Source organism: Streptomyces sp. A1136 (assembly GCF_004795055.1).
Lineage (GTDB): Bacteria > Actinomycetota > Actinomycetes > Streptomycetales > Streptomycetaceae > Streptomyces.
Genome location: NZ_SSBJ01000059.1, coordinates 1 through 23,269 on the forward strand (window position 1 = coordinate 1; position 23,269 = coordinate 23,269).

General features: G+C 71.9%; 18 protein-coding genes. 9 read left to right on the forward strand and 9 right to left on the reverse strand.

Annotated features, from left to right (window positions below):
• Window positions 1–328 precede the first annotated feature (328 nt).
• Genes E6R62_RS34250 through E6R62_RS34260 form a run of 3 tightly spaced genes read left to right on the forward strand, consistent with a single transcriptional unit; the run spans window position 329 to window position 2,883 of the window.
• Window positions 329–556: a hypothetical protein gene (locus E6R62_RS34250; RefSeq protein ID WP_136217390.1), complete on the forward strand. Its 228-nt coding sequence runs from the start codon at window positions 329–331 to the stop codon at window positions 554–556.
• A 30-nt stretch (window positions 557–586) separates the two neighbouring features.
• A complete protein-coding gene (gene malQ / locus E6R62_RS34255; protein WP_136217391.1) occupies window positions 587–2,623 on the forward strand; it encodes a 4-alpha-glucanotransferase in 2,037 nt (678 codons plus the stop codon).
• A 20-nt stretch (window positions 2,624–2,643) separates the two neighbouring features.
• Window positions 2,644–2,883 carry a hypothetical protein gene (locus tag E6R62_RS34260; protein ID WP_136217392.1) on the forward strand — a complete coding sequence of 80 codons (240 nt, stop codon included), beginning with the start codon at window positions 2,644–2,646 and terminating at the stop codon, window positions 2,881–2,883.
• A gap of 145 nt (window positions 2,884–3,028) precedes the next feature.
• On the opposite strand, the gene E6R62_RS34265 is transcribed toward E6R62_RS34260, so the two are convergent.
• Window positions 3,029–3,526, reverse strand: coding sequence for a MarR family winged helix-turn-helix transcriptional regulator (locus E6R62_RS34265; RefSeq protein ID WP_136217393.1), 498 nt, complete (start codon window positions 3,524–3,526; stop codon window positions 3,029–3,031).
• 141 nt (window positions 3,527–3,667) lie between these two features.
• Here E6R62_RS34265 and E6R62_RS34270 point away from each other — a divergent pair, with 141 nt between their 5' ends.
• The 3 genes from E6R62_RS34270 (at window position 3,668) to E6R62_RS34280 (ending at window position 6,550) form a co-directional block, all read left to right on the forward strand.
• Entirely contained in the window at window positions 3,668–4,621 is a 954-nt protein-coding gene (locus tag E6R62_RS34270; RefSeq protein ID WP_136217394.1) for an EamA family transporter, read from the forward strand.
• A 149-nt stretch (window positions 4,622–4,770) separates the two neighbouring features.
• A complete protein-coding gene (locus E6R62_RS34275) occupies window positions 4,771–5,613 on the forward strand; it encodes a DMT family transporter (protein WP_240802063.1) in 843 nt (280 codons plus the stop codon).
• Between the two features lie 10 nt (window positions 5,614–5,623).
• Window positions 5,624–6,550 (forward strand): LysR family transcriptional regulator, encoded by a 927-nt coding sequence (locus E6R62_RS34280; RefSeq protein ID WP_136217396.1) that lies wholly within the window; start codon window positions 5,624–5,626, stop codon window positions 6,548–6,550.
• Between the two features lie 120 nt (window positions 6,551–6,670).
• On the opposite strand, the gene pepN (E6R62_RS34285) is transcribed toward E6R62_RS34280, so the two are convergent.
• The 4 genes from pepN (E6R62_RS34285) to E6R62_RS34300 form a co-directional block, all read right to left on the reverse strand.
• The gene (gene pepN / locus E6R62_RS34285; protein WP_136217397.1) at window positions 6,671–9,268 is read right to left on the reverse strand and encodes an aminopeptidase N; all 2,598 of its coding nucleotides are present in this window, start codon (window positions 9,266–9,268) and stop codon (window positions 6,671–6,673) included.
• 173 nt (window positions 9,269–9,441) lie between these two features.
• Window positions 9,442–10,473, reverse strand: coding sequence for an aspartate-semialdehyde dehydrogenase (locus tag E6R62_RS34290; protein WP_136217398.1), 1,032 nt, complete (start codon window positions 10,471–10,473; stop codon window positions 9,442–9,444).
• Window positions 10,474–10,765: 292 nt separating this feature from the next.
• Window positions 10,766–14,095, reverse strand: a complete 3,330-nt coding sequence (locus E6R62_RS34295; protein WP_136217399.1) for a S8 family serine peptidase — start codon at window positions 14,093–14,095, stop codon at window positions 10,766–10,768.
• Window positions 14,096–14,369: 274 nt separating this feature from the next.
• Window positions 14,370–14,939: a CGNR zinc finger domain-containing protein gene (locus tag E6R62_RS34300; protein WP_136217400.1), complete on the reverse strand. Its 570-nt coding sequence runs from the start codon at window positions 14,937–14,939 to the stop codon at window positions 14,370–14,372.
• A gap of 126 nt (window positions 14,940–15,065) precedes the next feature.
• Here E6R62_RS34300 and E6R62_RS34305 point away from each other — a divergent pair, with 126 nt between their 5' ends.
• Both E6R62_RS34305 and E6R62_RS34310 read left to right on the forward strand, forming a co-directional pair.
• Window positions 15,066–15,521: a VOC family protein gene (locus E6R62_RS34305; RefSeq protein ID WP_136217401.1), complete on the forward strand. Its 456-nt coding sequence runs from the start codon at window positions 15,066–15,068 to the stop codon at window positions 15,519–15,521.
• Between the two features lie 23 nt (window positions 15,522–15,544).
• Window positions 15,545–16,456, forward strand: a complete 912-nt coding sequence (locus E6R62_RS34310; protein ID WP_136217402.1) for a pyridoxamine 5'-phosphate oxidase family protein — start codon at window positions 15,545–15,547, stop codon at window positions 16,454–16,456.
• On the opposite strand, the gene E6R62_RS34315 is transcribed toward E6R62_RS34310, so the two are convergent.
• Both E6R62_RS34315 and pepN (E6R62_RS34320) read right to left on the reverse strand, forming a co-directional pair.
• On the reverse strand, window positions 16,432–17,394 hold the full coding sequence (locus E6R62_RS34315) for a hypothetical protein (protein WP_136217403.1): 963 nt from the start codon (window positions 17,392–17,394) through the stop codon (window positions 16,432–16,434). The genes E6R62_RS34310 and E6R62_RS34315 overlap by 25 nt on opposite strands.
• A 158-nt stretch (window positions 17,395–17,552) precedes the next feature.
• Window positions 17,553–20,123 carry an aminopeptidase N gene (gene pepN, locus E6R62_RS34320; RefSeq protein ID WP_136217404.1) on the reverse strand — a complete coding sequence of 857 codons (2,571 nt, stop codon included), beginning with the start codon at window positions 20,121–20,123 and terminating at the stop codon, window positions 17,553–17,555.
• Between the two features lie 126 nt (window positions 20,124–20,249).
• Between pepN (E6R62_RS34320) and E6R62_RS34325 the strand changes: the two genes are divergently transcribed.
• The gene (locus E6R62_RS34325) at window positions 20,250–20,897 is read left to right on the forward strand and encodes a DsbA family protein (protein WP_136217405.1); all 648 of its coding nucleotides are present in this window, start codon (window positions 20,250–20,252) and stop codon (window positions 20,895–20,897) included.
• A 133-nt stretch (window positions 20,898–21,030) separates the two neighbouring features.
• Here the strand turns inward: E6R62_RS34325 and E6R62_RS34330 are convergent, their stop codons facing one another.
• Together E6R62_RS34330 and E6R62_RS34335 are read right to left on the reverse strand one after the other, a co-directional pair.
• Entirely contained in the window at window positions 21,031–21,687 is a 657-nt protein-coding gene (locus E6R62_RS34330; protein WP_136217406.1) for a superoxide dismutase, read from the reverse strand.
• Window positions 21,688–21,859: 172 nt separating this feature from the next.
• A complete protein-coding gene (locus E6R62_RS34335) occupies window positions 21,860–23,257 on the reverse strand; it encodes an amino acid permease (protein ID WP_136217407.1) in 1,398 nt (465 codons plus the stop codon).
• Between the last annotated feature and the right edge of the window lie 12 nt (window positions 23,258–23,269).

A 23,269-nucleotide genomic window follows, 5' to 3' on the forward strand; every position in this document is an offset into this window, starting at 1 on the left:
CCCACGACGCGTTTGAAGTGTCGGGTGAGGTGTGACTGGTCGTAGAACCCGGCGGCGGTCGCCGGTCGGGCCCCCGGCGGTGCCCGACGCCGGGCGACCGCCGCCGGGGCGACCGGTTTCCCGCCGCTGAGCTGCACGGACCCCGCGCGCCGAGTCACCCCCCGCCCGTACGCGGTCACCGGACCCACCGCCCCGGGGGCGGGCGTCACCGCATGCGGGTGATCTTGCGGGGATACGCCAGGAATGCCGGGCGCCCCACGGGGTAGTGCTGCGGTGTTCGCCGGGCGTGTTACATCGGTCCCACGAACCCGCGCGAAGGAGTGCTTCCATGAAAGCCCGACCCGTCGGCACCCCCACCGTCCACGCCTCGACGTCCCGCGCGCCCCTCCGCCACCTCGGTGCCCAGAGCGGCCCGGCGGACGTGCCGGGCACCCCACTCACCTGCGAACCCCCGCTCGCCTGCGCCGCGTACGCACCACTGACCAGCGAACCGCCGCTCACCCACGAGACGGCGCTGACGAGCGAGCCCACCGTGCCCACCCGCGCGGGCGACTGACCCCGACCCAGCGATCAGACAGGGACTCACATGGACGACCTCGACCGGCTCGCGGCCCTGCACGGCGTCGCCACCTCCTACCAGCCCGCCGAGGACGTCGACCTGCGGGTCCCGCAGGCCACCGTCGTCGCCGTGCTCGACCGGTTGGGGGTGTCCGCCGGGGACCCGGAGGCCGTGCGGGGCGCGCTGGCGGAGGCGGAGCGGGCCTCGGCGGACCGGCTGCTGCCGCCCGTCCTCGTCAGTTGGGCGGGCGCGGCCCCGGAAGCGCTGGACGGCCTGCCGCCCGGCACCGGTCTGCGCGTCGCCCTGGAAGAGGGCGGGGAGCTGCCCTGGGGGCCCGGACTGCCGCCGGGCGTACACCGCCTGACGGCCCGGACCGCCGACGGCCGCACCGCCACCGCGACCCTGATCCTGGCCCCCGACCGGGCCCCCGCCGCGCCCGAGCGCACCCACGGCCTGCTCGTCCAGCTGTACTCCCTGCTCTCCGAACGCTCTTGGGGCATGGGCGACCTCCGGGACCTGGCGGACCTCGCCGACTGGGCGGGCCGCACGCACGGCGCCGGGTTCCTCCAGGTCAACCCGCTGCACGCGGCCGTCCCCGGCAACCCGACCGACCCCTCCCCCTACCGGCCGTCCTCCCGCCGCTTCCCCGACCCGGTCTACCTGCGCGTCGAGGACGTCCCCGAGTACGCCCTCTGCCCCGACCGGGAGGCGTTGGCGGACCTGGCCGCCCGGGCCGGCGAGCTGCGCCGCGCGGTCCTGGAGAAGGGCGCCCTCATCGACCGGGACGCGGTGTGGGCGCTCAAGCGCGCCGCCCTGGAACTGCTGTACGCGGTGGCGCGCGAACCCGCCCGCGACGCGTCGTTCCGCGCGTTCCGGGAGGCGTGCGGCGCCGAGCTGGAGCGGCACGCCACCTGGTTCGCGCTGACCGAGCGGTACGGGACGGAGCCCGCGACCTGGCCGCGGGGCGCCGCCGACGCGCCGGAGACGGCCCGGGCCGCCGAGTTCCACTGCTGGCTGGTCTGGCTGACCGACGCTCAGCTGACCGCCGCCCAGCGCGCGGCCAAGGACGCCGGCATGACGGTCGGCCTGGTGCACGACCTGGCCGTCGGCGTGCACCCGCAGGGCGCGGACGTCTGGGCCGCGCCGGACACGCACGCCGCGGCGGCCACGGTGGGCGCCCCGCCGGACGCCTTCAACGCGCGCGGCCAGGACTGGGGTCTGCCCCCCTGGCGCCCGGACGTGCTCGCCGCCCGTGGCTACGCCCCCTTCCGGGCCCTGCTGCGCGGGGTGTTCCGGTACGCGGGCGCGCTGCGCATCGACCACGTGATGGGCCTGTTCCGGCTCTGGTGGATCCCGCGGGACACCCCGCCCGCCGAGGGGACGTACGTCTCCTACGACGGGGAGGCGATGCTGGCCGTGCTGGTGCTGGAGGCCCACCGGGCCGGGGCCCTGGTCATCGGCGAGGACCTCGGCACGGTCGAGCACGGCGTGCGCCGGGCGCTCGCCCGGCGCGGGGTGCTCGGTACGTCCGTGCTGTGGTTCGAGCGCGACTGGCAGGGTGGGGGACAACCGCTGGAACCGGCGCAGTGGAGGGCGGACTGCCTGGCCACGGTCACCACCCACGACCTGCCGCCCACCGCCGCCAAGCTGGCCGGCAGCCACGTCGAACTGCGGGACCGGCTGGGGCTGCTGACCCGGCCGGTGGACACGGAGCGGGACGAGGACGCCGCCGACACCGCGGAGTGGCTGGCCGTGCTCGACCGGCTGGGTCTGGAGGCGAAGGGCGAGGAGGCCGCCGTACGGGGCCTGTACGCCTTCCTGCTGCGCACGCCCGCCCGGCTGGTGGGCGTGTGGCTGCCCGACGCGGTGGGGGACCGCAGGCCGCAGAACCTGCCGGGCACCTGGGACCAGTACCCCAACTGGCGGCTTCCCGTCGCGGACGCGGCGGGCCGGCCGGTGACCCTGGAGGCGTTGATGGCCTCACCCCGCGCGAACGCCCTGCTGAGCGCCGTGCGGGAGGGCGCGCGCACCCGTACGGCACCCCCGGGCGCGCGCCCCCTTTAGGTGTTCGCTACGTTTGCACCGTGGACAAGAAGAACGCTCTGCGCGCCGGCGCCGTCACGGCCGGAACGACGCTGATGATGCTGCTGATGACGTCTCCCGCCCTCGCGGCGATCCGCGACGACGGCGACGACCCGGGCCCGGGCCTGAGCATCGGCGAGACCATCGGGCTGTACGTGGCCCTGCCGATCGCCCTGTTCCTGATCATCGCCGGCCTGGTGATCGTCACCGACAAGTCGCGCAAGCAGCGTCCGACCGTCTGATCGGGCCGCTTGAGGTCGACTGATCCGACCGCCCCCGCGGGGGCGGTCCCATAGAACTCCCGGGGCGCCGGGGGTCCGTACACCGACACGAGTCGGTGCGCACAGGACCCCCGGCGCCCCGTCGTGCCCGGCGCCGGCGGCGGACTCAGGGGGCGCCGGCCATGAGCTTGCGCAGCAGCCCGCTGAGCGCCGCCACTTCCTCGCCGTCCAGCCCCGCGAGCGCGGCGCGCTGTACCTCCAGGCCCGCGGCGACTGCCTCGTCGATGAGCTTGAGACCGCGCTCGGTGATCGTCACCTGGAGCCCGCGCCGGTCGTTCGGGTCGGGGTTGCGGCAGAGCAGCCCGGCCTTCTCCAGCTTGTCCAGCCGTCCCGTCATGCCGCCGCTGGTGAGCATCAGCGTGGCCGAGAGTTGGCGCGGCGAAAGGGTGTAGGGGGCTCCGGAGCGGCGGAGCGTGGCCACCACGTCGAACTCGCCGAGGGAGACCCCGTAGCGGTTGTAGGTCCGTTCCATCTCTTCGCTGACGGCCCGGGCGATGCGGTTGATACGGCCGAAGACGGCCATCGGGACGGTGTCCAGGTCGGGTCGCACCGCGTACCACTGGTCGGTGATCGCGTCGACGGCGTCCTTGTTGGCCTCGGTCATGAGCACAGTATCCGGCCTCCACTTGTTGGATCACCAAAAGTCGCTTGACGAGAAGTAGCTTAGCGGTAAGCTACTTACAAGCAACCTAGATGAGGTTGCGGGGCCGCCACCCCTCATCACCGACCGTCCCGAGGAGTCGCCGTGAACCGCCTCACCACCGTCGCCCTGACCGCCCTGGCCCCCGTCTCCTGGGGGTCCACCTACGCCGTCGCCACCGAACTGCTGCCACCCGACCGGCCGTTGTTCACCGGCGTCATGCGGGCGTTGCCGGCCGGGCTGCTGCTCACCGCCCTGTCCCGCCGGCTGCCCAAGGGCGAGTGGTGGTGGAAGTCCGCCGTCCTGGGGGCCCTCAACATCGGAGCCTTCTTCCCGCTCCTCTTCCTCGCCGCCTACCGGCTGCCCGGCGGGGTCGCCGCCGTCCTCGGCAGCGCCGGCCCCCTGTTCGTGGTCGGGCTCGCCGCCCTGGTCCTGGGCGAGCGGGCGAGCCTGCGCACCGTACTGGCCGCGGTCGCCGGCGCGTTGGGCGTCAGCATGGTGGTCCTCACGGCCGCCGCCCGGCTCGACCTCGTCGGCATCATCGCCGGTGTGGTCTCCTCCGCCTCCATGGGCGCGGGCACCGTGATGACCAAGCGGTGGGGCCGCCCGGACGGCGTGGGGCCGCTGGCCATGACCGGATGGCAGCTCACCGCCGGCGGACTGATCATCATCCCGATCGCCGCCCTCGTCGAAGGCGCCCCGCCCGCGCTCGACGGCAAGGCCTTCCTCGGCTACGGCTACATGATGCTCATCAACACCGGCACCGCCTACTGGCTCTGGTTCCGCGGCATCGGCAAGCTCTCCGCCACCTCCGTCACCCTGCTCGGCCCGCTCTCCCCGCTCACCGCGGCCGTCATCGGCTGGTCCGTCCTCGGGCAGGCGCTCTCCCCGGTCCAGCTCGTCGGCATGGCGATCGCGTTCGGGGCCACCGTGGCTGGCCAGCTGTTCGCCGCCCGAGCCGCCACCCGCACGGCCGGCGCTCCCGAACCGTTCACTTCTGCTGAAAAGACCGATCGAAACATTTCGATGGACCTGACGGCTGGGCCGGTGCGACCGTAGCCTCACGAACCGTCCACCGAATCCCGAGGGAGAGACGCCCCGTGGCCGTCCTGGACCGCACACCGACCGCTTCGCACCCCGAGCAGCCCGCCGGCGCCCGGCGGCCCACCGGGCCGGGGAAGAAGGGCGCCGCCGGACTCGGTGTCCTCCTGGCCCTGGTCGCGACGGTCGTCTGGTCCGGCAGCTTCGTCGCCACCCGGGGAATGGCCGAGACCGTGCCGCCCGTCCAAGCCGTCTTCTGGCGCTGGGTCATCGCGTCCGTCGCCGTCGCCCCCCTCGCCGCCCGCCAGGCGTGGCGGCAGCGGGCCCTGATCCGGCGCCACCTGCGCTACATCGCCCTCGCCACCCTCTTCGGCGTCACCCTCTACAACACCCTCGTGCACCAGGCCGGCCTGACCACATCGGCCTCCAACATGGGCATGATCATGGCGGCCTCGCCGGTCGTCATGGCCCTCTACGCCCGCCTCGGCGGCGAACGGCTCGGCGTCCGCCGCGTCCTCGGGATGCTGCTCGCCGCCTTCGGGGTACTGCTCCTGGTCGGGGACGGCTCGCTCGGCTTCGACTTCACCGCCGGCGACCTGTGGATGTTCGCCGCCGCCCTCTCCTTCGCCAGCTACAGCGCACTGCTCAAGCGCAAGCCCGCCGAGCTGGGCGGCCTGGCCTTCCTACTCACCACCTTCGTGCTCGGCGCCCTGATGCTGGCGCCCGCCTACGCCGTCTCCGTCACCGTCCAGGGCGGCTTCCGGCTCACCCCCGGCACCGGCGGCATGCTGCTCTACGTCGGCGTGATGTCCTCCGCCGTCGCCTTCTTCGCCTGGAACAAGGCCATCTCCCTCATCGGCGCCGCCCGCGCCGGCATCGTCTACTACCTCCAGCCGGTCTGCGTCGCCGGCCTCGGCCTGCTGCTGCTGGGCGAGCGGACCGGCCCGGCGCAGCTGTTGTGCATGGCGCTGATCCTCCTGGGCGTGGGGCTGGGGAGTGCCCGCCGGTAGGTTCGGGCCCATGACCGAGTGGGACATCAAGAAGCTGCGCATCCTGCGGACCCTGGCCGACCGGGGAACCGTGACCGCGACGGCCGGGGCCCTGCACATGACGCCCTCGGCCGTCTCGCAGCAGCTGACCAACCTGGGCCGGCAACTGGGGGTGCCGCTGCTGGAGGCCCAGGGCCGGCGGGTACGGCTCACGGACGCCGCCCACCTGGTCCTGCGGCATGCCGAGGCCGTCTTCGCCCAACTGGAACGGGCCGACGCCGAACTGGCCGGGTACCTGTCCGGGGAGGTCGGCGAGGTGCGGATCGGCGCCTTCTCCACCGCCGTGCCCGCCCTGGTGGTACCCGCCGTCGCCGCCCTGCGACGGACGCGGCCGGGGGTGGAGGTACGGGTGCGGGAGACCGAGGCCGCCGAGTCCTACGAGCTGCTCTCCGCCGGGGCCGTCGACCTCGCCCTCTCCCTCGCGGCCCACGCCCCGACCGCCCGCGACCCCCGCTTCACCCGGGTCACGCTGCTGGAGGACCCGCTGGACGTGGCGCTCCCGCCCGACCATCCCCTCGCCGCCGCCCCGGACTTGCGGCTGGCCGACCTGTCGGGGGACCGGTGGATCTACGGCGGCAGCGGCCCCTGGTCGGAGATCACCCGCTCCGCGTGCGAGGCCGCCGGGTTCGTGCCGGAGCAGGCGCACTCGGCGTCCGGCTGGAGCGCGATCCTGGCCATGGTCGGGGCGGGCATGGGGGTGGCCCTCGTACCGCGCATGGTGACGGAACGGGCCTCCGGCATCGCCGTCCGCGTCCTGGCCGACGACCGGCCGGCCCGGCACGTCATCGCCGCCACCCGCAGCGGCGCCGAGTCGGCCCCGGCGCTGGCCCCCGTCCTGGCGGCCCTCCGGGACGCGGCGAACCAGCGCACCGCCGCCCCCTCCGCGAAGGCACCGTGACGGCCGGGCGCCGGGTCCGTCGCCCGGGCACCGGGACGCCGGGCGCCGTGTCGTCCGGGGCGGGCCGTGCCCGGACAGGGGTGTGCCCCGGCCGCCGGGGGCGGGCCGGGGCACACGGGCTCAGGACGCGGCCGACGCGTCCGCGGCCTGGGCCTTGAGCGCACGCTCGACACCCGAGCGCGCCTCGGAGACCAGCCGGCGCAGAGCCGCGTTCGGCTCGGCCGAGGCCAGCCAGGCGTCCGTCGCGTCCAGCGTCTCGCGCGAGACCTGGAGGGACGGGTACAGCCCCACGGCGATCTGCTGCGCGATCTCGTGGCTCCGGGTGTCCCAGACCTCCTTGACCACGGCGAAGTACTTCTCGGTGTACGGGGCCAGCAGCTCGCGCTGGTCCATCTGGACGAAGCCGCCGATCACCGCCTCCTGCACCGCGTTCGGCAGGTCCCCGGAGGCCACGACCGAGGCCCATGCCTCGGCCTTGGCCTCCGCCGTCGGGCGCGCCGCCCGGGCGGTGGCCGCGTGCCGCTCGCCCGCCGCCGTGGCGTCCCGCTCCAGCTCGGCCGCGATGGCGTCCTCGCCGGCCACGCCCGTCGCCACCAGGCGCTCCAGGAACGCCCACCGCAGCTCGGTGTCCACGACCAGGCCCTCGACCCGCTCCGAGCCGTCGAGCAGCGCCGACAGGTACGCCAGCTGCTCCTCGGTCCGGGCCGTCGCCGCGAAGGCCCGCGCCCACGCGAGCTGGTGGTCGCTGCCCGGCGTCGCCGCCCGCAGGTGCTCCAGCGTCGCCTCGGTCCAGGTGGCCAGGCCCTGCTCGCGCCACGCCGGGTCGGCGTACAGGTCGACGGCGAGCTTCACCTGGCGGTGCAGCGACTGCACGACGCCGATGTCCGACTCCTTGCCGATGCCCGACAGGACGAGGGCGAGGTAGTCGCGGGTCGCCAGCTCGCCGTCGCGGGTCATGTCCCACGCCGACGCCCAGCACAGCGCGCGCGGCAGCGACTCGGTGAAGTCGCCCAGGTGGGCGGTGACGTTCGCCAACGAGATGTCGTCCAGGCGGACCTTGGCGTACGACAGGTCGTCGTCGTTCAGCAGCACCACGGTCGGACGGGAGCGGCCGGTCAGCTCGGGCACGGCGGTCAGGTCGCCGTCGATGTCCAGCTCGATCCGGTCGGTGCGCACCAGCTTGCCGTCGACCAGGTCGTACAGGCCGACCGCGATGCGGTGCGGACGCAGGACGGGCTCGCCCTTGGCGCCCGCCGGCAGCGCCGGGGCCTCCTGGCGGACGGCGAAGGCGGTGATCACGCCCTGGGCGTCCGTCTCGATCTCGGGACGCAGGACGTTGATGCCGGCCGTCTCCAGCCACGCCTTCGACCAGGCGGTCAGGTCGCGGCCCGAGGTCTCCTCCAGGGCGCCCAGCAGGTCGGACAGGCGCGTGTTCCCGAAGGCGTGCGCCTTGAAGTACGCCTGCACGCCCTTGAAGAAGGCGTCCATGCCGACGTAGGCGACGAGCTGCTTGAGCACCGAGGCGCCCTTGGCGTACGTGATCCCGTCGAAGTTGACCAGGACGTCGTCCAGGTCACGGATGTCGGCCATGATCGGGTGCGTGGAGGGCAGCTGGTCCTGCCGGTACGCCCAGGTCTTCATCGAGTTGGCGAAGGTGGTCCAGGCGTGCGGCCACTTCGAGCCCTCGGCGTAGGCCTGGCAGGCGATCGAGGTGTAGGTGGCGAACGACTCGTTCAGCCACAGGTCGTTCCACCACTCCATGGTGACCAGGTCGCCGAACCACATGTGCGCCAGTTCGTGCAGGATCGTCTCCGCGCGCACCTCGTACGCCGCGTCCGTCACCTTGGAGCGGAAGACGTACTGGTCGCGGATGGTGACCGCGCCCGCGTTCTCCATCGCGCCCGCGTTGAACTCCGGGACGAAGAGCTGGTCGTACTTGGCGAAGGGGTAGTCGTACGCGAACTTCTCCTGGAACCAGTCGAAGCCCTGCCGCGTCACCTCGAAGATCGCGTCCGCGTCGAGGAACTCGGCGAGCGACGGCCGGCAGTAGACGCCGAGCGGGACGGACTGGCCGTCCTTGCCCTCGTAGGAGCTGTGCACCGAGTGGTACGGACCGGCGATCAGCGCCGTGATGTACGTCGAGATCCGCGGGGTCGGCTCGAAGCGCCAGACGTTGTCCTCGACGTCCTCGGGCCGCGCCCCTTCCGACATGTGCCGTGGGGAGTTCGAGATGACCGTCCAGCCCTCGGGGGCCGTCACGGTGAACCGGAAGGTGGCCTTCAGGTCGGGCTGCTCGAAGCTGGCGAAGACCCGCCGCGCGTCCGGCACCTCGAACTGGGTGTACAGGTACGCCTGCTGGTCCACGGGGTCGACGAACCGGTGCAGACCCTCGCCGGTGTTGGTGTACGCGCAGTCCGCGACGACGCGGAGCTCGTTGTCGCCCGCCGCCAGCCGCTCCAGCGCGATCCGGGAATCGCGGAAGACCGTGGCCACGTCGAGGGCCTTGCCGTTCAGGACGACCTCGTGCACGGACGGCGCGACGAGGTCGATGAAGGTGCCGGCGCCCTCCTCGGCCGACTCGAAGCGCACGGTGGTCACGGACCTGTAGGTGCCGCCCTCCTGCGCACCGCTGAGATCGAGTTCGATCTCGTACGAGTCGACGGTGAGCAGCTTCGCCCGCTGCTGAGCCTCTTCACGGGTGAGATTCGTGCCTGGCACGCGGTCATCTCCTTTGATGGTGACGTTGCCGCCCCATCCTTCCACGCGGCCCGCCCCACCGCGCCGCAGGAAGGCACGGGCGAACAGGCGCGGGCCGGGGCCGCGCTCCCCGCGCGCCGAAGGGGCGGCACCGCGTCGGTGCCGCCCCTTCGCCGCGTGGGGGCCGGGTCGGATCACCCCTGCCGCAGCTCCTCGGCGACGAGCTCCGCGATCTGGACCGCGTTCAGCGCGGCGCCCTTGCGCAGGTTGTCGTTCGAGAGGAACAGCGCCAGGCCGTTGTCGACCGTCTCGTCCACGCGGATGCGACCGACGTACGAGGCGTCCTTGCCGGCGGCCTGGAGCGGGGTCGGGATCTCGGAGAGCTCGACGCCCGGGGCGTCCCCCAGCAGCTCGTAGGCGCGCTCCACGCTCAGCGGACGCTCGAAGCGGACGTTGACCTGGAGCGAGTGGCCGGAGTAGACCGGCACGCGCACGCAGGTGCCGGAGACCTTCAGCTCGGGGATCTCCAGGATCTTGCGGGACTCGTTGCGGAGCTTCTGCTCCTCGTCGGTCTCGAAGGAGCCGTCGTCCACGATCGATCCGGCGAGCGGGACCACGTTGTAGGCGATGGGGCGCTTGTAGACGGCCGGCTCGGGGAAGTCCACGGCGCCGCCGTCGAAGGTCAGCTGGTCGGCGGCCTCGGAGACCGCGCAGGCCTGGCCCTTGAGCTCGGCGACGCCGGCCAGACCGGAGCCGGACACGGCCTGGTAGGTGGTGGCGATCAGCGCGGTCAGGCCGGCCTCGTCGTGCAGCGGGCGCAGGACGGGCATCGCGGCCATGGTGGTGCAGTTCGGGTTGGCGATGATGCCCTTGGGGCGGTTCTTGATCGCGTGCGGGTTCACCTCGGAGACGACCAGCGGGACCTCCGGGTCACGACGCCAGGCCGAGGAGTTGTCGATCACGACGGCGCCCTGGGAGGCGACCTTCTCCGCGAGGGCCTTGGACGTGGCGCCACCGGCGGAGAAGAGCACGATGTCCAGGCCGGAGTAGTCGGCTGTGGAGGCGTCCTCGATGGTGATCTCGCGGCCCTCCCACTCCAGGGTCGAACCGGCCGAACGGGCCGAGGCGAACAGCCGCAGCTCGTCCACCGGGAACTTCCGCTCGGCCAGGATGCCGCGCATGACTCCGCCGACCTGTCCGGTGGCTCCGACGATTCCGACCCTCACGGTGACTCCCTCATGTGTGCTTCGACGCGGGCGCGCGTAAGGCCATCATGCGTTCGACCCCACGAGCCTTGTCCAATCCATTGTCCGAGGACCGGACTGTGTCCCGGGCGCGCACCCGCGAGGTGCGTCCCCAATGGGCGTGCCGGAGCCGGCGGGCACCGACGTTTTGCCTGCTCAGAGGCGGTGGGGAGGCCGCTCGGGGAGAATGCCCGGAGGGGCGGCGCTCGACCGAGCGCCGCCCCTCCGGTTTCGTGCGTACTGCGACAGGACCACGGGACCGCGGACTACCGCACTACGGCAGGACCTTCTCGATCTGCACGCTGCCGGTGCCCGCGGCGGTGCCGCGGCCGTTCAGCAGCTGGACCTGGCCGAAGAACTGCCGGCCCTCGGGGGCCGCGCTGTTGACCAGGACGTTCGCCGAGACCTGCGCGCTCGCGCCGGTGGTCAGGTTCACCGCGGCGGCCTCGTCGACCTGGACGGAGCCCAGGGCGGCCGAGAAGTACACGTCGCGGTAGTCGTAGGTGGTGCTGCCGGACGGCACGGCGTAGCCGATCACCTTGATGCTGTACGTGCCGGCGGCCGGGTTGAGCAGGCTCACGGCCTCCTCGGAGTCGCCGTCGGCGGAGGAGCCGACCTTGACGCCGTCCTTGTAGACCTCCAGGTCGAGGTCGGCGGCCGCGTCGGAGACCTTGCCGATCGCGACGTCGAGGCGCGAGACGCCCTCGCCGAGCGTGACCTCGGTGGTCTGGGTCTCACCGGCGGCGATGGTCGGCTTGGCGACCTTCGCGGAGCCGAGCGGGCCGCCCTTGAGCTTGCCGCCGCTGATGGCCGCGGCGTCGTTCTTGATGTTCCACTGGACGGGCGCCGGGGTGCCCTGCTTGACCTCGGGGAGCACCTTGACCGCAGGGTCGAAGGAGGCGCCGAGGACCGAGACGTCCAGCTTGTACGGGTTGTCGAGCAGCGGCGACGTACGGCGCGACTCGACCTCGATCTCCCAGACGCCCGGGGTCGGGTCGGCGTAGGAGCGCAGGTCGGGGCGGCAGGCGTTCGCCGGGTTGTCGTAGTTCGGGTAGCACATGGTGGTGGCGCTGTCCTCGACGCCCACACCGTAGGGGTGGATCGAGATGAAGCGCGTCTGGCTGCCCGCCGCGAGACCGCCGAGGGCGACCTCAAGGGTCTTCGCTCCCTGCGGGACGGTCACGAAGTACGACTTGGTGCTGTTGCGCTGCACCGAGGAGGTCTGCGACAGCGCGAACGAGGGGCTGCTCAGCGGGGTCGACGCGACGACCGTGGCGAGGATCTGCTTGTCGATCCCCTCGGTGGTCTCGTCGTCCAGCTGCAGGATGCCGCTGTGCACGCCGGCCGACTTGACGTTGGCCTCGACCTTGATGGTGACGGGCTTGTTCAGCGGCAGGGTGACGTAGTCGTAGCCGCCGACCACCTTGAAGGTGCCGTCGTTGTTGCGCCAGGTCAGGTTGTGGCGGGTGCCGTACTTGACGCCGGTGGTGCGGGTGACGACGACGTCGTACACCTTCTTCTGGCCGACCTTGAGACCGCCCTCGCGGTCGTAGAGGCCGGTGCCGAAGCCCGGGGTCTTGAGGAACTGGTCGATCGCGGTGTCGACCGGGGCCTTGACGGTGAACTCGTTCGCCTTGGCGCCGCGCTGGAGGGACTCCCACGCGTCGGGGACGTTGATCAGACCCGCGCCCTGGGCGTGCGCCGGCACGTCGGCGATCTTCTTCGCGGTGCTGGTGAGCGCCACGCGCAGGCTCGCCGGGGTCACGGCGACGTGCTGCTGCTTGGCCGCCGAGAGGAGCAGGGCGCTCGCGCCCGTCGCCTGCGGCGAGGACATCGAGGTGCCCTGCAGCATGGAGTAGCCGGCCGGCAGGCTGTAGCCGGCCTCCTTCACCGGGGAACCGGGCAGCCAGGTCTGCGTGGTGTTGATGGCCGCGCCGGGGGCGGTGATGGTGGGCGTGAACCCGCCGTCCTCACGCGGACCGCGCGAGGAGAAGGGGAACATGTCGTACTTCTTGGTGACGCCGGAGCCGTAGTTGGCGGCCCAGGTCTCCTTGGAGACCGCCGCGCCCACGGAGATGACCTTGTCCGCGAGGCCGGGGTCGCCGATGGTGTTGAGGCCGGGGCCCTCGTTGCCGGCCGAGATGACCAACTGGACGCCGTAGGTGTCGATCAGGTTCTTGTAGAGCTCGGCGCGCGCGTTGTTGCCGTCGTTCAGCGCCGGCAGACCGCCGATGGACATGTTCACGATGTCCACGCCGCGGTTGGCGACCAGGTCGATCATGCCCTCGGTCAGGGCGACGTTGGTGCAGCCGCCGGACCAGGAGCAGGCGCGAGAGGAGACGATCTTGGCGCCGGGCGCCTCGCCGTTCATCTTGCCGCCGAAGAGGCTGTTGGCGGCGGTGATGCCCGCGACGTGCGTGCCGTGCTCGGACTCGATGATGCCGATGTTGACGAAGTCGGCCTTCTTGCCGACCCAGTCACCACCCAGCGGGTCCATCGGGACGTCCTTGCGGATCTGGATCACGAACGGGACGCGCTCGACGACGTCGGTCGCCGGGTTGTCCGTGCCGAAGTACCCGATCTGGTAGCCGTCCTTGTACGGCTTCATCGGCTCGTTGTTCGTGAAGTCGCCGTCCTGGTCGGTGTCGACGCGGACGGTCCCGGCGACCGGGTCGTAGAGCATGCCGAACTTGTCGGTCGTGTCCCCGTCGCGGTTGACGTCGCCCTTCTCGTCACCGGTCGCGGTGATCGACTCGCTGAAGCGGCTGAACTGGTACGAGCCCTCGGGGGCCTTCCAGCTCTGACCGCCGGCGGTGAAGGTGGTGCCGGAGACCGGGGTGATCTGGGGACGCCAGGTAGCGTCGTTGTCCGTGATCGGGTCGGTCGCGGTGACCCAGTCGACGATCTTGCGCTCGCCGGTGGTGGTCTTCTGGAGCGCCGGGTGACCGAGGTCGACGCCGGAGTCCAGGATGCCGATGGTCACGCCGCGGCCGTCGGCCTGCGGGTTCTTGGCGACGAAGTCCACCGCGCCCGTCTCGAAGGACGGGTTGTACGGGTTCTTGGCGGGGGTGTCCTTGCCGGGGCCGGGGTAGGTCTCGGCCGCGGTCTTCCGGCTCGCGCCGGCGTCCTTGCCCGAGTCCGGCCTCGGGTCCGACAGCTGGATCTCGTGCTTGAGGTCCATGGCGTGGACCGAGGAGAGCTTGCCGGCTTCCTTCAGCGCGGCCTCGGCCTTGCCGGTGGGGATCGTGGCGCGCACGTAGCCGAGCTTGTCGTTCGTCTGGCCCACCGAAGCGCCCTGGACGGCGCCCAGCTGGTCGGCGACCTGCTTGGTCTGACCGGGCGCGGTGGCCACCATGACGGTGACGGTCGCGTCACCCTTGGCCTTGGCGTCCCGGAGCAGCTCCGCGTCGGACGAACCGAGCTTCTGGTCCGCGGACTTGACCGCCGTCGGGGCGCCGGGGTCAGTGGCTCCCGTCGCGGCGAAGACGGGCATCGCCCCGGACGCGCAGAGCGCGGCCACCAGGCCTGCGGCCGCCGCGACGCGGGCGACGCGTCTGGAGGCCGGTATTGCCCCGGTTATGGAGCTGGGGGATTCGAGGGTCATCAGCATCCCTGGCTAAGTGAAAGATACGGTCCGGATTTCGGTGCCGGATGACCGGTCAGCCTTGCGCAACCGACCACTGTTTGGGGAGACATGTCATTGACCGAGACCTGACATGGCGGACACCCGCCAGGGTGGAGTGTCCGCCATCGGGAACATGTCGGGGCAAGCCGGGGCGAGTTGTGCCGGTCAGGTAGTGGATTTATCGACTTACAGGCCGTGTGGCAGGGAAGTGTCGGGGTCTGTTCTCACCCGAGGTGTGACAAATTTCGACCGTTCAGCGCTCGCGCGTGCGCGCGTAGTGGCGCGAGGCCTTGGCGCGGTTGCCGCAGACGGCCATCGAGCACCAGCGCCGGGTGCCGTTGCGCGAGGTGTCGTGGAAATGCAGCACGCACGTCTCCGAGGCGCACTTGCGGATCCGGTCCGGCGCGGACCTCAGCAGGCCCAGGTAGTCGCGGGCCGCCATCCACGCCGGCCCCCAGGCCGGGTCGTCGAACTCGGCCCGCTCGCCCGGGCCTTCGGCGGTGAGCGTGGCCCGGATGCGGCCGTGCTCCAGTACGGCGTCGATCAGTTCGCGGGCGTCGGCGTCGGTCGGGTCCGAGACGGCGCGGGCCAGCGCCTCGCGGGCGGTCAGCAGGTGGACCAGGGTCGACTTGTCGGCGCGGAAGCGGGCGGCCAGGCCCGTGCTCTGGAGCCAGAGGCCCAGCCCTTCGAGCCGGCTCAGCCCGAAGGCCCCGGCGAAGAGGTCGGCGGGCTCGCCCTGCGGCATCCAGCGCGTGTTCACCAGGTCGAGGGCGAGTGGCTCCCCGGTGAGCGGACGGGGGTCCGTCGTCGGTACTGCCGTCATGTCCACCTCCTCGCGCCGCTAACCCCTCAAGGGTACGTGACCGGTTGACGCCCCGTCCTGTAACCTCTAATCTCGATTTAGGAGGTTAGATCCGAACGTCGGACATCCTCGGGGAAGGGAACCCTCATGACCACCACCGCCGCCCTCCGCACCGGACACGTGGGCCTCAACGTCACCGACCTGGAGCGCTCGCTCGCCTTCTACCGCGACGCCCTGGGCTTCGGCCTGCTCGGCGAGGGCAAGGAGGACGGGCGCCGCTTCGCCTTCCTGGGCCGGGACGGGGAGCTCGTCCTCACCCTCTGGCAGCAGGCGGACGACCCGTACGCCCCGCGGGCGGCCGGACTGCACCACCTCGCCTTCTCCGCCGGAGCGATCGAGGAGGTGCGGGCGTACGAGGAGCGGCTGCGCGGTCTGGGCGTCGACTTCGCCTACGAGGGCGTCGTCGCCCACCGCGAGGGCGCGGCCTCGGGCGGCATCTTCTTCCACGACCCGGACGGCACCCGCCTGGAGATCTCCGTACCGACCGGCGTCGAGGGTGCTCCCGCACCCGTCGAATTCGCTCCCACCTGCGGTTTCTTCTAGAGAACGGGGAAGTGAGGGCCGTCATGGACCGGTATCACCAGGGCTCCCTGGCCATCCAGGAGCGGGTCGGTGTCCGTGAGCTCGCCGAGCACGTCGGCCGCTCCATCGGACCCGGCATCCGGGACGTGGCGGCCGCCTTCCTCGCCCTCCAGCCCCACCTCGTCGTCGGCGCCGCCGACGGCGCGGGGCGGCTGTGGGCCTCGCTGCTCACCGGCCCGCCGGGCTTCGTCCGCGCCACCGGGCCGGACCGGATCGCGGTCCGCGGGGGCCTGCCGGACGGGGACCCGCTCACCGGGGCGCTGGCCGCCGCCGGCACCCGGGTCGGCACCATCGCCCTCGACCCGCGCACCCGGCGCCGGATGCGGCTCAACGGCACCGTCGCCGTGACGCCCGGCGGCTTCGCGGTGGCGGCGCAGGAGGTCTTCTCCAACTGCCCGAAGTACCTGCAGAAGCGGCAGCCGCTGGAGCTGGTGGCCGAGGGTCCCGCAACCGTGCGGCGCTCCGCGTCGCTCACCCCGGACCAGGAGCGGGCCGTGCGCGGCGCCGACACCTTCTTCATCGCCACCACGGCGGAGGCGGGCGGGGCCGACGCGAGCCACCGGGGCGGGATGCCGGGCTTCGTGGAGGTGCTCTCGCCCACCGAACTGCGCTGGCCGGACTATCCGGGCAACGCGATGTTCCTGACCCTGGGCAACCTCGCGCTCGACGAGCGGGCCGGACTTCTCTTCCCCGACTGGGAGGGCGGCGGGCTGCTCCAGCTGAGCGGGCGGGCCCGGACCGAGTTCGGTGCCGACGGGGGCCGCGGGGTCCGGTTCCGGGTGGAGGCGGTGGTGCAGAGCCTGCATCCGGGGCGGCTGCGCTGGAGCGCCCCGGAGTACTCCCCGGCGAACCCGGGCCTCCCGGGCGCCCCTCACCTGGGCAGGACCACCAGGTAGGCGGCGGGCTCCCGGTCGACCGACGCCGTCAGCGCGGTCCGGACGACCGCGGCCTGCTGCTCGGGCCAGTCGCGGAGCTTGCGCGGGGTGATGTGGATGACGGTCACCCCGAGCCGCTCCAGCGCGTCCCGCTTGCGGACGGTCTCCGACCACTGCTCGTCCTCGCCTTGGCGGGGCGCCCGGGTGTCGATCTCGACGGCCACCGCTTGCTCGGGCCAGAACGCGTCCACCCCGCCGAGGTGGGGGCCGCCCGGCAGGCGCAAGTCCACGTTCCAGACCGGCTCGGGCAGCTCGTAGCCCCGTACGAGCTGGTACAGCCGGTCCTCGGCGATGGCCCGCCCCTCGGCGAGCAGGGACTCGACGGCGTCGACCACGTGTGGCCGGTTCAACAGCCGGGCCACAGTCAACTCCCGTACCAGGGCAGCCGGTTCGCAGTGTCCGGCGCGCACGGCCTCGCTCAGGACGCGACGTACGGTGCCGGCGTCGGAGAGCCGGCCCACGGCGTCGGCGACGGCGCGGGCCACGGGGGCGACGGGCAGGCCGGTCACCTCCGTCGGTCGGGGCGGGGTGTGCGTACGGATGATCCGGACGCCCCCGGTCGACCGAAGCCGGCGGGTGTTGGCGACGAGTACGTCGATGTCCGGGAGCGCCGTGAGCGCGGGGACCGCGCCGAACCGGTACAGCGCGAGGGCGGCGAGCCCGGTGATCATGGCCTCGTCGCCGGCGCGGCGCCCGGCGTACAGCAGGGCGGCGTGCAGCCGCTCCTCGCTGGTCGCGGGGCCGGCGTGGAGCAGGAACACCCCGGGCAGGATCTGCTGCCAGGGCCGGCCCGCGGCGTCGGAGGCGCTGACGCCGTGCTCGCGGAGCTGGGCGAGGGTCAGCACGCGAGGGCGGCTGCCGGTGAGGTGGGTGAGGGGGAGGGGCGCGTTGTGGTTCATGTCGCCGAGATTCCCGCACGGCGGGGGCCCGCTAACCCTTGTTACATTCCCGTCGACAAATCGGGACAAGACCGCACTAAAGTACGGCCGTTCGAAGACCGATACCGCCGTTCGCCTCCCGCCCGGACCACAAGCCCGGGCGGGAGGCGGACGAGGCGCTATCCGGCGCTGTGGCCGGCGGTGGCACCCGCGTCACAGGCCTGCGCGCGCAACGCGCGGGCCAGGTCGTCGCGGGACTCGATCACCAGCCGCCGGAGCGCCGGCGCGGCCGACTCGTGCGCGGCCAGCCACGCGTCCGTGGCGTCCAACGTGGCCCGCGAGTCCTGGAGGGCCGGGTAGAGGCCCTTCACCACGTCCATCCCGATCTGGATCGACCGCTGCGCCCACACCCGCTCGATCGCCTCGAAGTACCGCTCGGTGTAAGGCGTCAGAAGGGCCCGCTGCGAAGGCTGCTGCATTCCCGCGATCGTGGCTTCGACCAGCGCGTTCGACAGCGCGTCCGACTCCACCACCGCCGCCCACGCCTGGTCCTTCACCGCCGCCGACGGCCGGGCCGCCAGGCACCGCACGTGGTGGCGGCGGCCCGACGCCGTGTCGTCACGCGCCAGTTCCGCGGCCAGGGCGCCCTCGTCCACCGCCCCGTGCGCGGCCAACGGCAGCAGGAAGTCCCAGCGCAGCTCCTGGTCGACCTCCAGCCCGTCGATGTGCGCCGAACCGTCGAGCAACCCCAGCAGCAGCTGGAAATCACCCTCCGTCGTGGCGCCCGCCGCGAAGAACCGGGCCCAGATCAGCTGGTGCTCGGACGCGGGCTCCGAGAACCGCAGTTCTTGGAGCGCGACCGCCGACAGCACCCGGCCGCCCTGCTCGCGCCACTCGGGCGCCGCGTAGTGGGTGACGGCCGTCAGGGCCTGGGCGTGCAACATCTGGAGCACGCCGAGGTCGCTCTCCCGGCCGGAGTGGGCCAGGACCAGGGAGACGAAGTCGCGGGCCGGCATCAGGGCGTCGCGGGTCAGGTTCCACAGCGCCGACCAGCACAGCGCCCGGGCCAGGGGGTCGCGTACGTCGCCCAGGTGGGTGCGCAGCGTCGCCAGTGAGCCCTCGTCGAAGCGGATCTTGCAGTAGGTGAGGTCGTCGTCGTTGACCAGGATCAGGTCGGGCCGCTCCTGCCCGGTCAGATCCGCCACCGTCGTGCGCTCCCCGGCGACGTCCGCCTCGGTCCGCGCGTACCGTACGAGAGCGCCGTCCTCCAGCCGGTACAGGCCCACCGCCACCCGGTGCGGGCGCGGCGTGTCGCCCTCCTGCAGCACCGCGAGCCCGGCGATCCGGCCGTCCGCGCCGTAGGTCACCTCTGGAGTCAGCGCGTTCACCCCGGCCGTCTGGAGCCAGGCCCGCGACCACGCGGCCATGTCCCGGCCCGAGACCTCACCGAGCGCCGACAGCAGGTCGTCCAGGGTGGTGTTCCCGTACGCGTGGGCCTTGAAGTAGCGCCGTGCGCCCTCCAGGAACGCCTCCCGGCCGACGTACGCCACGAGCTGCTTGAGCACGGCGGCGCCCTTGGCGTAGGTGATGCCGTCGAAGTTCAGCTTCGCGGCCTCCAGGTCACGGATGTCGGCCGTGATCGGGTGCGTCGAGGGCAGTTGGTCGGCCCGGTAGGCCCACGCCTTGCGGTTGTTGGCGAAGGTCACCCACGCCTGGTCGAACCGGGTCGCCTCGACCAGTGCGAACGAGCCCATGAAGTCGGCGAAGGACTCCTTGAGCCACAGGTCGTCCCACCACTTCATGGTGACCAGGTCGCCGAACCACATGTGCGCCATCTCGTGCAGGATGACGTTCGCGCGCCGCTCGTAGGAGGCCCGGGTGACCTTCCCGCGGAAGATGTACTCCTCCCGGAACGTCACCATCCCCGGGTTCTCCATCGCGCCCAGGTTGTACTCCGGTACGAAGGCCTGGTCGTACTTGCCGAACGGGTACGGGTAGTCGAACAGCTCGTGGAAGAGGTCGAAGCCCTGCTTCGTGACGAGGAAGACGTCGTCCGCGTCGAAGTGCTTCGCCAGGCCCTTGCGGCACATCGCGCCGAGCGGGATCGTCAGGTCCCCGCGCGTGTAGGTGTCCGTGACGTAGTGGTACGGGCCGGCCACCACACAGGTGATGTACGTCGAGATCGGGGCGGTCTCGGCGAAGCGCCGGGTCTGCCCCTCCCGGGACTCCTCCGCCCCGTTGCTCCACACCTGCCAGCCCTCGGGCGCGGTCACCTCGAAGCGGTAGGGCGCCTTCAGGTCCGGCTGCTCGAAGTTCGCGTACACCCGCCGGGCGTCGGCCGGCTCGTACTGGGTGTAGAGGTAGACCTCGCCGTCCTCCGGGTCCACGAAGCGGTGCATGCCCTCGCCGGTGCGGCTGTAGGCGCAGTTCGCGTCGACCACCAGGACGTTCTCGCCGGCCAGGCCCTCCAGGGCGATCCGCGAGCCGTCGAAGACGGCGTCAGGGTCCAGCGCCCGCCCGTTCAGGGTGATCGCGTTGACGGAGGGGGCGATCAGGTCGGCGAACGTCGCGGCGGCGGGATTCGCGGCCCGGAAGCGGATCGTCGTAACCGAGCGGAAGGTCCGCGGGCCCGCGGCCGGTTCGGCCTCGTCCACCGCCGACCTCAGGTCGAGGGACACCTCGTACCCGTCGACGGACAGCAGCTCGGCCCGTTCGCGGGCCTCGTCACGGGACAGATTCTCTCCGGGCACCTGCACTCCTTCGTGCGTGATCGCGGTCTTGCGTCGAATCCTCGCACGGGGGGAATGGGAGCGGCCCGGAGCTGGTTGGCCAGGGGGCAAGGTGACCGGATGCGGGTGCACGATTTGAGGAGAGACATGGCCGACACGCAGGTGAGCGGGAAGACCCCGGTCGATTTCTGGTTCGACCCGATCTGCCCCTGGGCGTGGATGACCTCGCGGTGGATGCTCGAAGTCGAGAAGGTGCGCGACGTCGAGGTGCGCTGGCACGTCATGAGCCTTGCCGTCCTCAACGAGAACAAGCTGGAAGACCTGCCCGAGCACTACCGCGAGATCCTCGGCCCCAAGGGCTGGGCGCCGGTGCGCGTGGTGACGGCCGCCCAGCAGAAGCACGGTGACGAGGTCACCGGCAAGCTCTACACGGCCCTGGGCACGCGTATCCACAACGAGGGCAAGGGCGCCACCCGCGAGGTCATCGCGGAGGCGCTGGCCGAGGTCGGCCTGCCGGCCGAGCTGCTCGCACACGCCGACTCCGACGAGTACGACGAGGTGCTCCGCGCCTCGCACGACAACGGCATCGAGCGCGTCGGCCAGGAGGTCGGCACCCCGGTGATATCCGTACCCGGCGCCGACGGCGACGAGGTGGCGTTCTTCGGTCCGGTCGTCACGCCGACCCCGCGCGGCGAGGCCGCCGCCCGACTGTGGGACGGCACGCTGCTCGTCGCGTCCACCCCGGGCTTCTACGAGATCAAGCGCACCCGCACCCGGGGCCCCGTTTTCGAGTAGTCCCACCGGGCGTCGTGGGACCCGGGTACACGAGACCCCCGTGAGTCAGGTCCTCACGGGGGTCTCGCGCTGTACACGCCCGCCGGCGAAGGTTGAGAAGACGATCACGAGGCGGACGGGCCGGTGGCGCCGATCAGCCCTTGACGGGGATCAGCAGCGGGGTGTTGGCCTTGGCGTCGGCGTAGCGCCCGGCCACGTCCTGCCAGTTGACGACCTTCCACATGGCCTCGATGAAGTCGACCTTCTGGTTCTTGTACTGCAGGTAGAAGGCGTGCTCCCAGGCGTCGAAGACGAGGACCGGCACCGAGGCCTGGCCGACGTTGCCCTGGTGGTCGTAGACCTGCTCGACGATCAGGCGCCCGCTGATCGGCTCGTACGCGAGGACGCCCCAGCCGGAGCCCTGGGTGGCCGACGCGGCGAAGGTCAGCTGCTTCTTGAACGCGCCGAAGGAACCGAAGGATTCGGTGATCGCGTCGGCCAGGTCGCCCAGACCGTCGGCGGCGGTGGGCTCGCCGCCGCCCTCGCCGGTCTTCGGGCTGGCCATGTTGTGCCAGTAGATGCTGTGCAGGATGTGGCCGGAGAGGTGGAACGCGAGGTTCTTCTCCAGCCCGTTCAGCGCGCCCCAGTTCTCCTTGGCGCGGGCCTCCTCCAGCTGTTCCAGCGTGGTGTTGGCGCCGGCGACGTAGGCCGCGTGGTGCTTGTCGTGGTGCAGCTCGATGATCTGCGGGTTGATCACCGGCTCCAGTGCCGCGTAGTCGTACGGAAGCTCAGGAAGCGTGTAGATGGCCATGCGTGTGTCCGGTCCCCTCGGCGTGCCAACTGCTTATTGCAAGCAATGCGCAACTGCACGCTAACAGTATCTAGGTCGAAGCACACGCAAGGGGTGCCCGTCTTGCCCCGGGCACGCGAAAGGCGCGCCCCGTGCAGTCGCACGGGACGCGCCTGGAAACGACGGGGACGGCTCAGGCCCGGCGGGCCCGCAGCTCCCGTACGCCCGCGATCACCAGCACCACCGCGGCGGCCCCGGAGGACCACAGCAGCTGCGGCCGCGCCGAATCGTCGAACAACATCAGCACCAGCACGGCCCCCATGCCCAGCAGCGCCACCCAGGTCAGGTACGGGAAGCACCACATCGGCAGCGTCAGCCGCTCCGGCATCTCCCGCTCGATCCGCCGGCGCAACCGCAACTGCGAGACCGCGATCAGCGCCCACACGAACAGCAGCACCGCGCCGACCGCGTTGAGCATGTAGAGGAACACCGTGTCCGGCCACAGCAGGTTCAGCACCACCGACACGAACCCGAAGGCCACCGAGGCGAACACCGCGCGGCGCGGCACCCCGCCCCCGGACACCTTCAGCAGCCCCTTGGGCGCGTCACCCCGCTCGGCCAGCGAGAAGACCATGCGGGAGGACCCGTAGAGGTTGGCGTTCAGCGCGGACAGCAGGGCCACGAACACCACGATCTGCATGATCTGACCGGCCGACGGGATGCCGATGGAGTCGAGGACGGCCACGTACGGGCTCTGCCCCGACTCCAGCGAGTCCCACGGCAGCAGGGTCACGATCACCAGCATCGAGCCGACGTAGAAGAAGAGGATGCGCCACACCGCGCTGCGCACCGCGCGGGCGACCGAGCGGGCCGGGTCGTCGGACTCGGCGGCGGCGATGGTGACGACCTCCAGGCCGCCGAAGGCGAAGACGACCGCGAGCATGCCGGCGACCACGCCGTCGAACCCCTTGGGGAAGAACCCGCCGTGCCCGCTGAGGTTCCGCACGCCCGCCGGGTCGGTGTCGGGGAGCAGGCCGAAGATCGCCAGCGTGGCCAGGACCAGGAACAGCACGATGGCGCCGACCTTGAGGGCCGCGAACCAGAACTCGAACTCGCCGAAGTTCTTCACCGCGGTCAGGTTGGTGACGGTGAAGACCACCATGAAGACCAGCACCCAGACCCACTGGTCGACCGACGGCACCCAGCCGTTGGCGATCTTCGCGGCGCCGGTCGCCTCCACCGCCAGCACCACGACGAGCAGGAACCAGTACAACCATCCCGCCGAGAAGCCGGCCCACCGCCCCAGCGCCTTCTCCGCGTAGACGGAGAACGAGCCGGACGCGGGCATCGCGGCCGACATCTCGCCGAGCATCCGCATCACCAGCATCGCGAGGACACCCGCGAGCAGGTACGAGCAGATGATCGCCGGTCCGGCGATGGAGATGCCGGCGCCGGAGCCGACGAAGAGCCCGGCGCCGATCACTCCGCCGAGGCCCAGCATGGTCAGGTGGCGCTGCTTGAGACTGTGGCTCAGGGGTTCGGGGGGAAGCCCGTCCGCGGGGGCGGGCTTGTCGGTCAGGCGGTCGCGCATGAGGGTGGGCTC

Excerpts from the sequence above, each read along its gene's own strand:
- E6R62_RS34330 (WP_136217406.1), bottom strand. The coding sequence starts at position 21,687 with ATGGCCATCTACACGCTTCCTGAGCTTCCGTACGACTACGCGGCACTG.
- E6R62_RS34280 (WP_136217396.1), top strand. The coding sequence starts at position 5,624 with ATGACCGAGTGGGACATCAAGAAGCTGCGCATCCTGCGGACCCTGGCC.
- E6R62_RS34315 (WP_136217403.1), bottom strand. The coding sequence starts at position 17,394 with ATGAACCACAACGCGCCCCTCCCCCTCACCCACCTCACCGGCAGCCGC.
- E6R62_RS34300 (WP_136217400.1), bottom strand. The coding sequence starts at position 14,939 with ATGACGGCAGTACCGACGACGGACCCCCGTCCGCTCACCGGGGAGCCA.
- malQ (WP_136217391.1), top strand. The coding sequence starts at position 587 with ATGGACGACCTCGACCGGCTCGCGGCCCTGCACGGCGTCGCCACCTCC.
- E6R62_RS34310 (WP_136217402.1), top strand. The coding sequence starts at position 15,545 with ATGGACCGGTATCACCAGGGCTCCCTGGCCATCCAGGAGCGGGTCGGT.
- E6R62_RS34250 (WP_136217390.1), top strand. The coding sequence starts at position 329 with ATGAAAGCCCGACCCGTCGGCACCCCCACCGTCCACGCCTCGACGTCC.
- E6R62_RS34335 (WP_136217407.1), bottom strand. The coding sequence starts at position 23,257 with ATGCGCGACCGCCTGACCGACAAGCCCGCCCCCGCGGACGGGCTTCCC.
- E6R62_RS34265 (WP_136217393.1), bottom strand. The coding sequence starts at position 3,526 with ATGACCGAGGCCAACAAGGACGCCGTCGACGCGATCACCGACCAGTGG.
- E6R62_RS34305 (WP_136217401.1), top strand. The coding sequence starts at position 15,066 with ATGACCACCACCGCCGCCCTCCGCACCGGACACGTGGGCCTCAACGTC.
- E6R62_RS34325 (WP_136217405.1), top strand. The coding sequence starts at position 20,250 with ATGGCCGACACGCAGGTGAGCGGGAAGACCCCGGTCGATTTCTGGTTC.
- E6R62_RS34295 (WP_136217399.1), bottom strand. The coding sequence starts at position 14,095 with ATGACCCTCGAATCCCCCAGCTCCATAACCGGGGCAATACCGGCCTCC.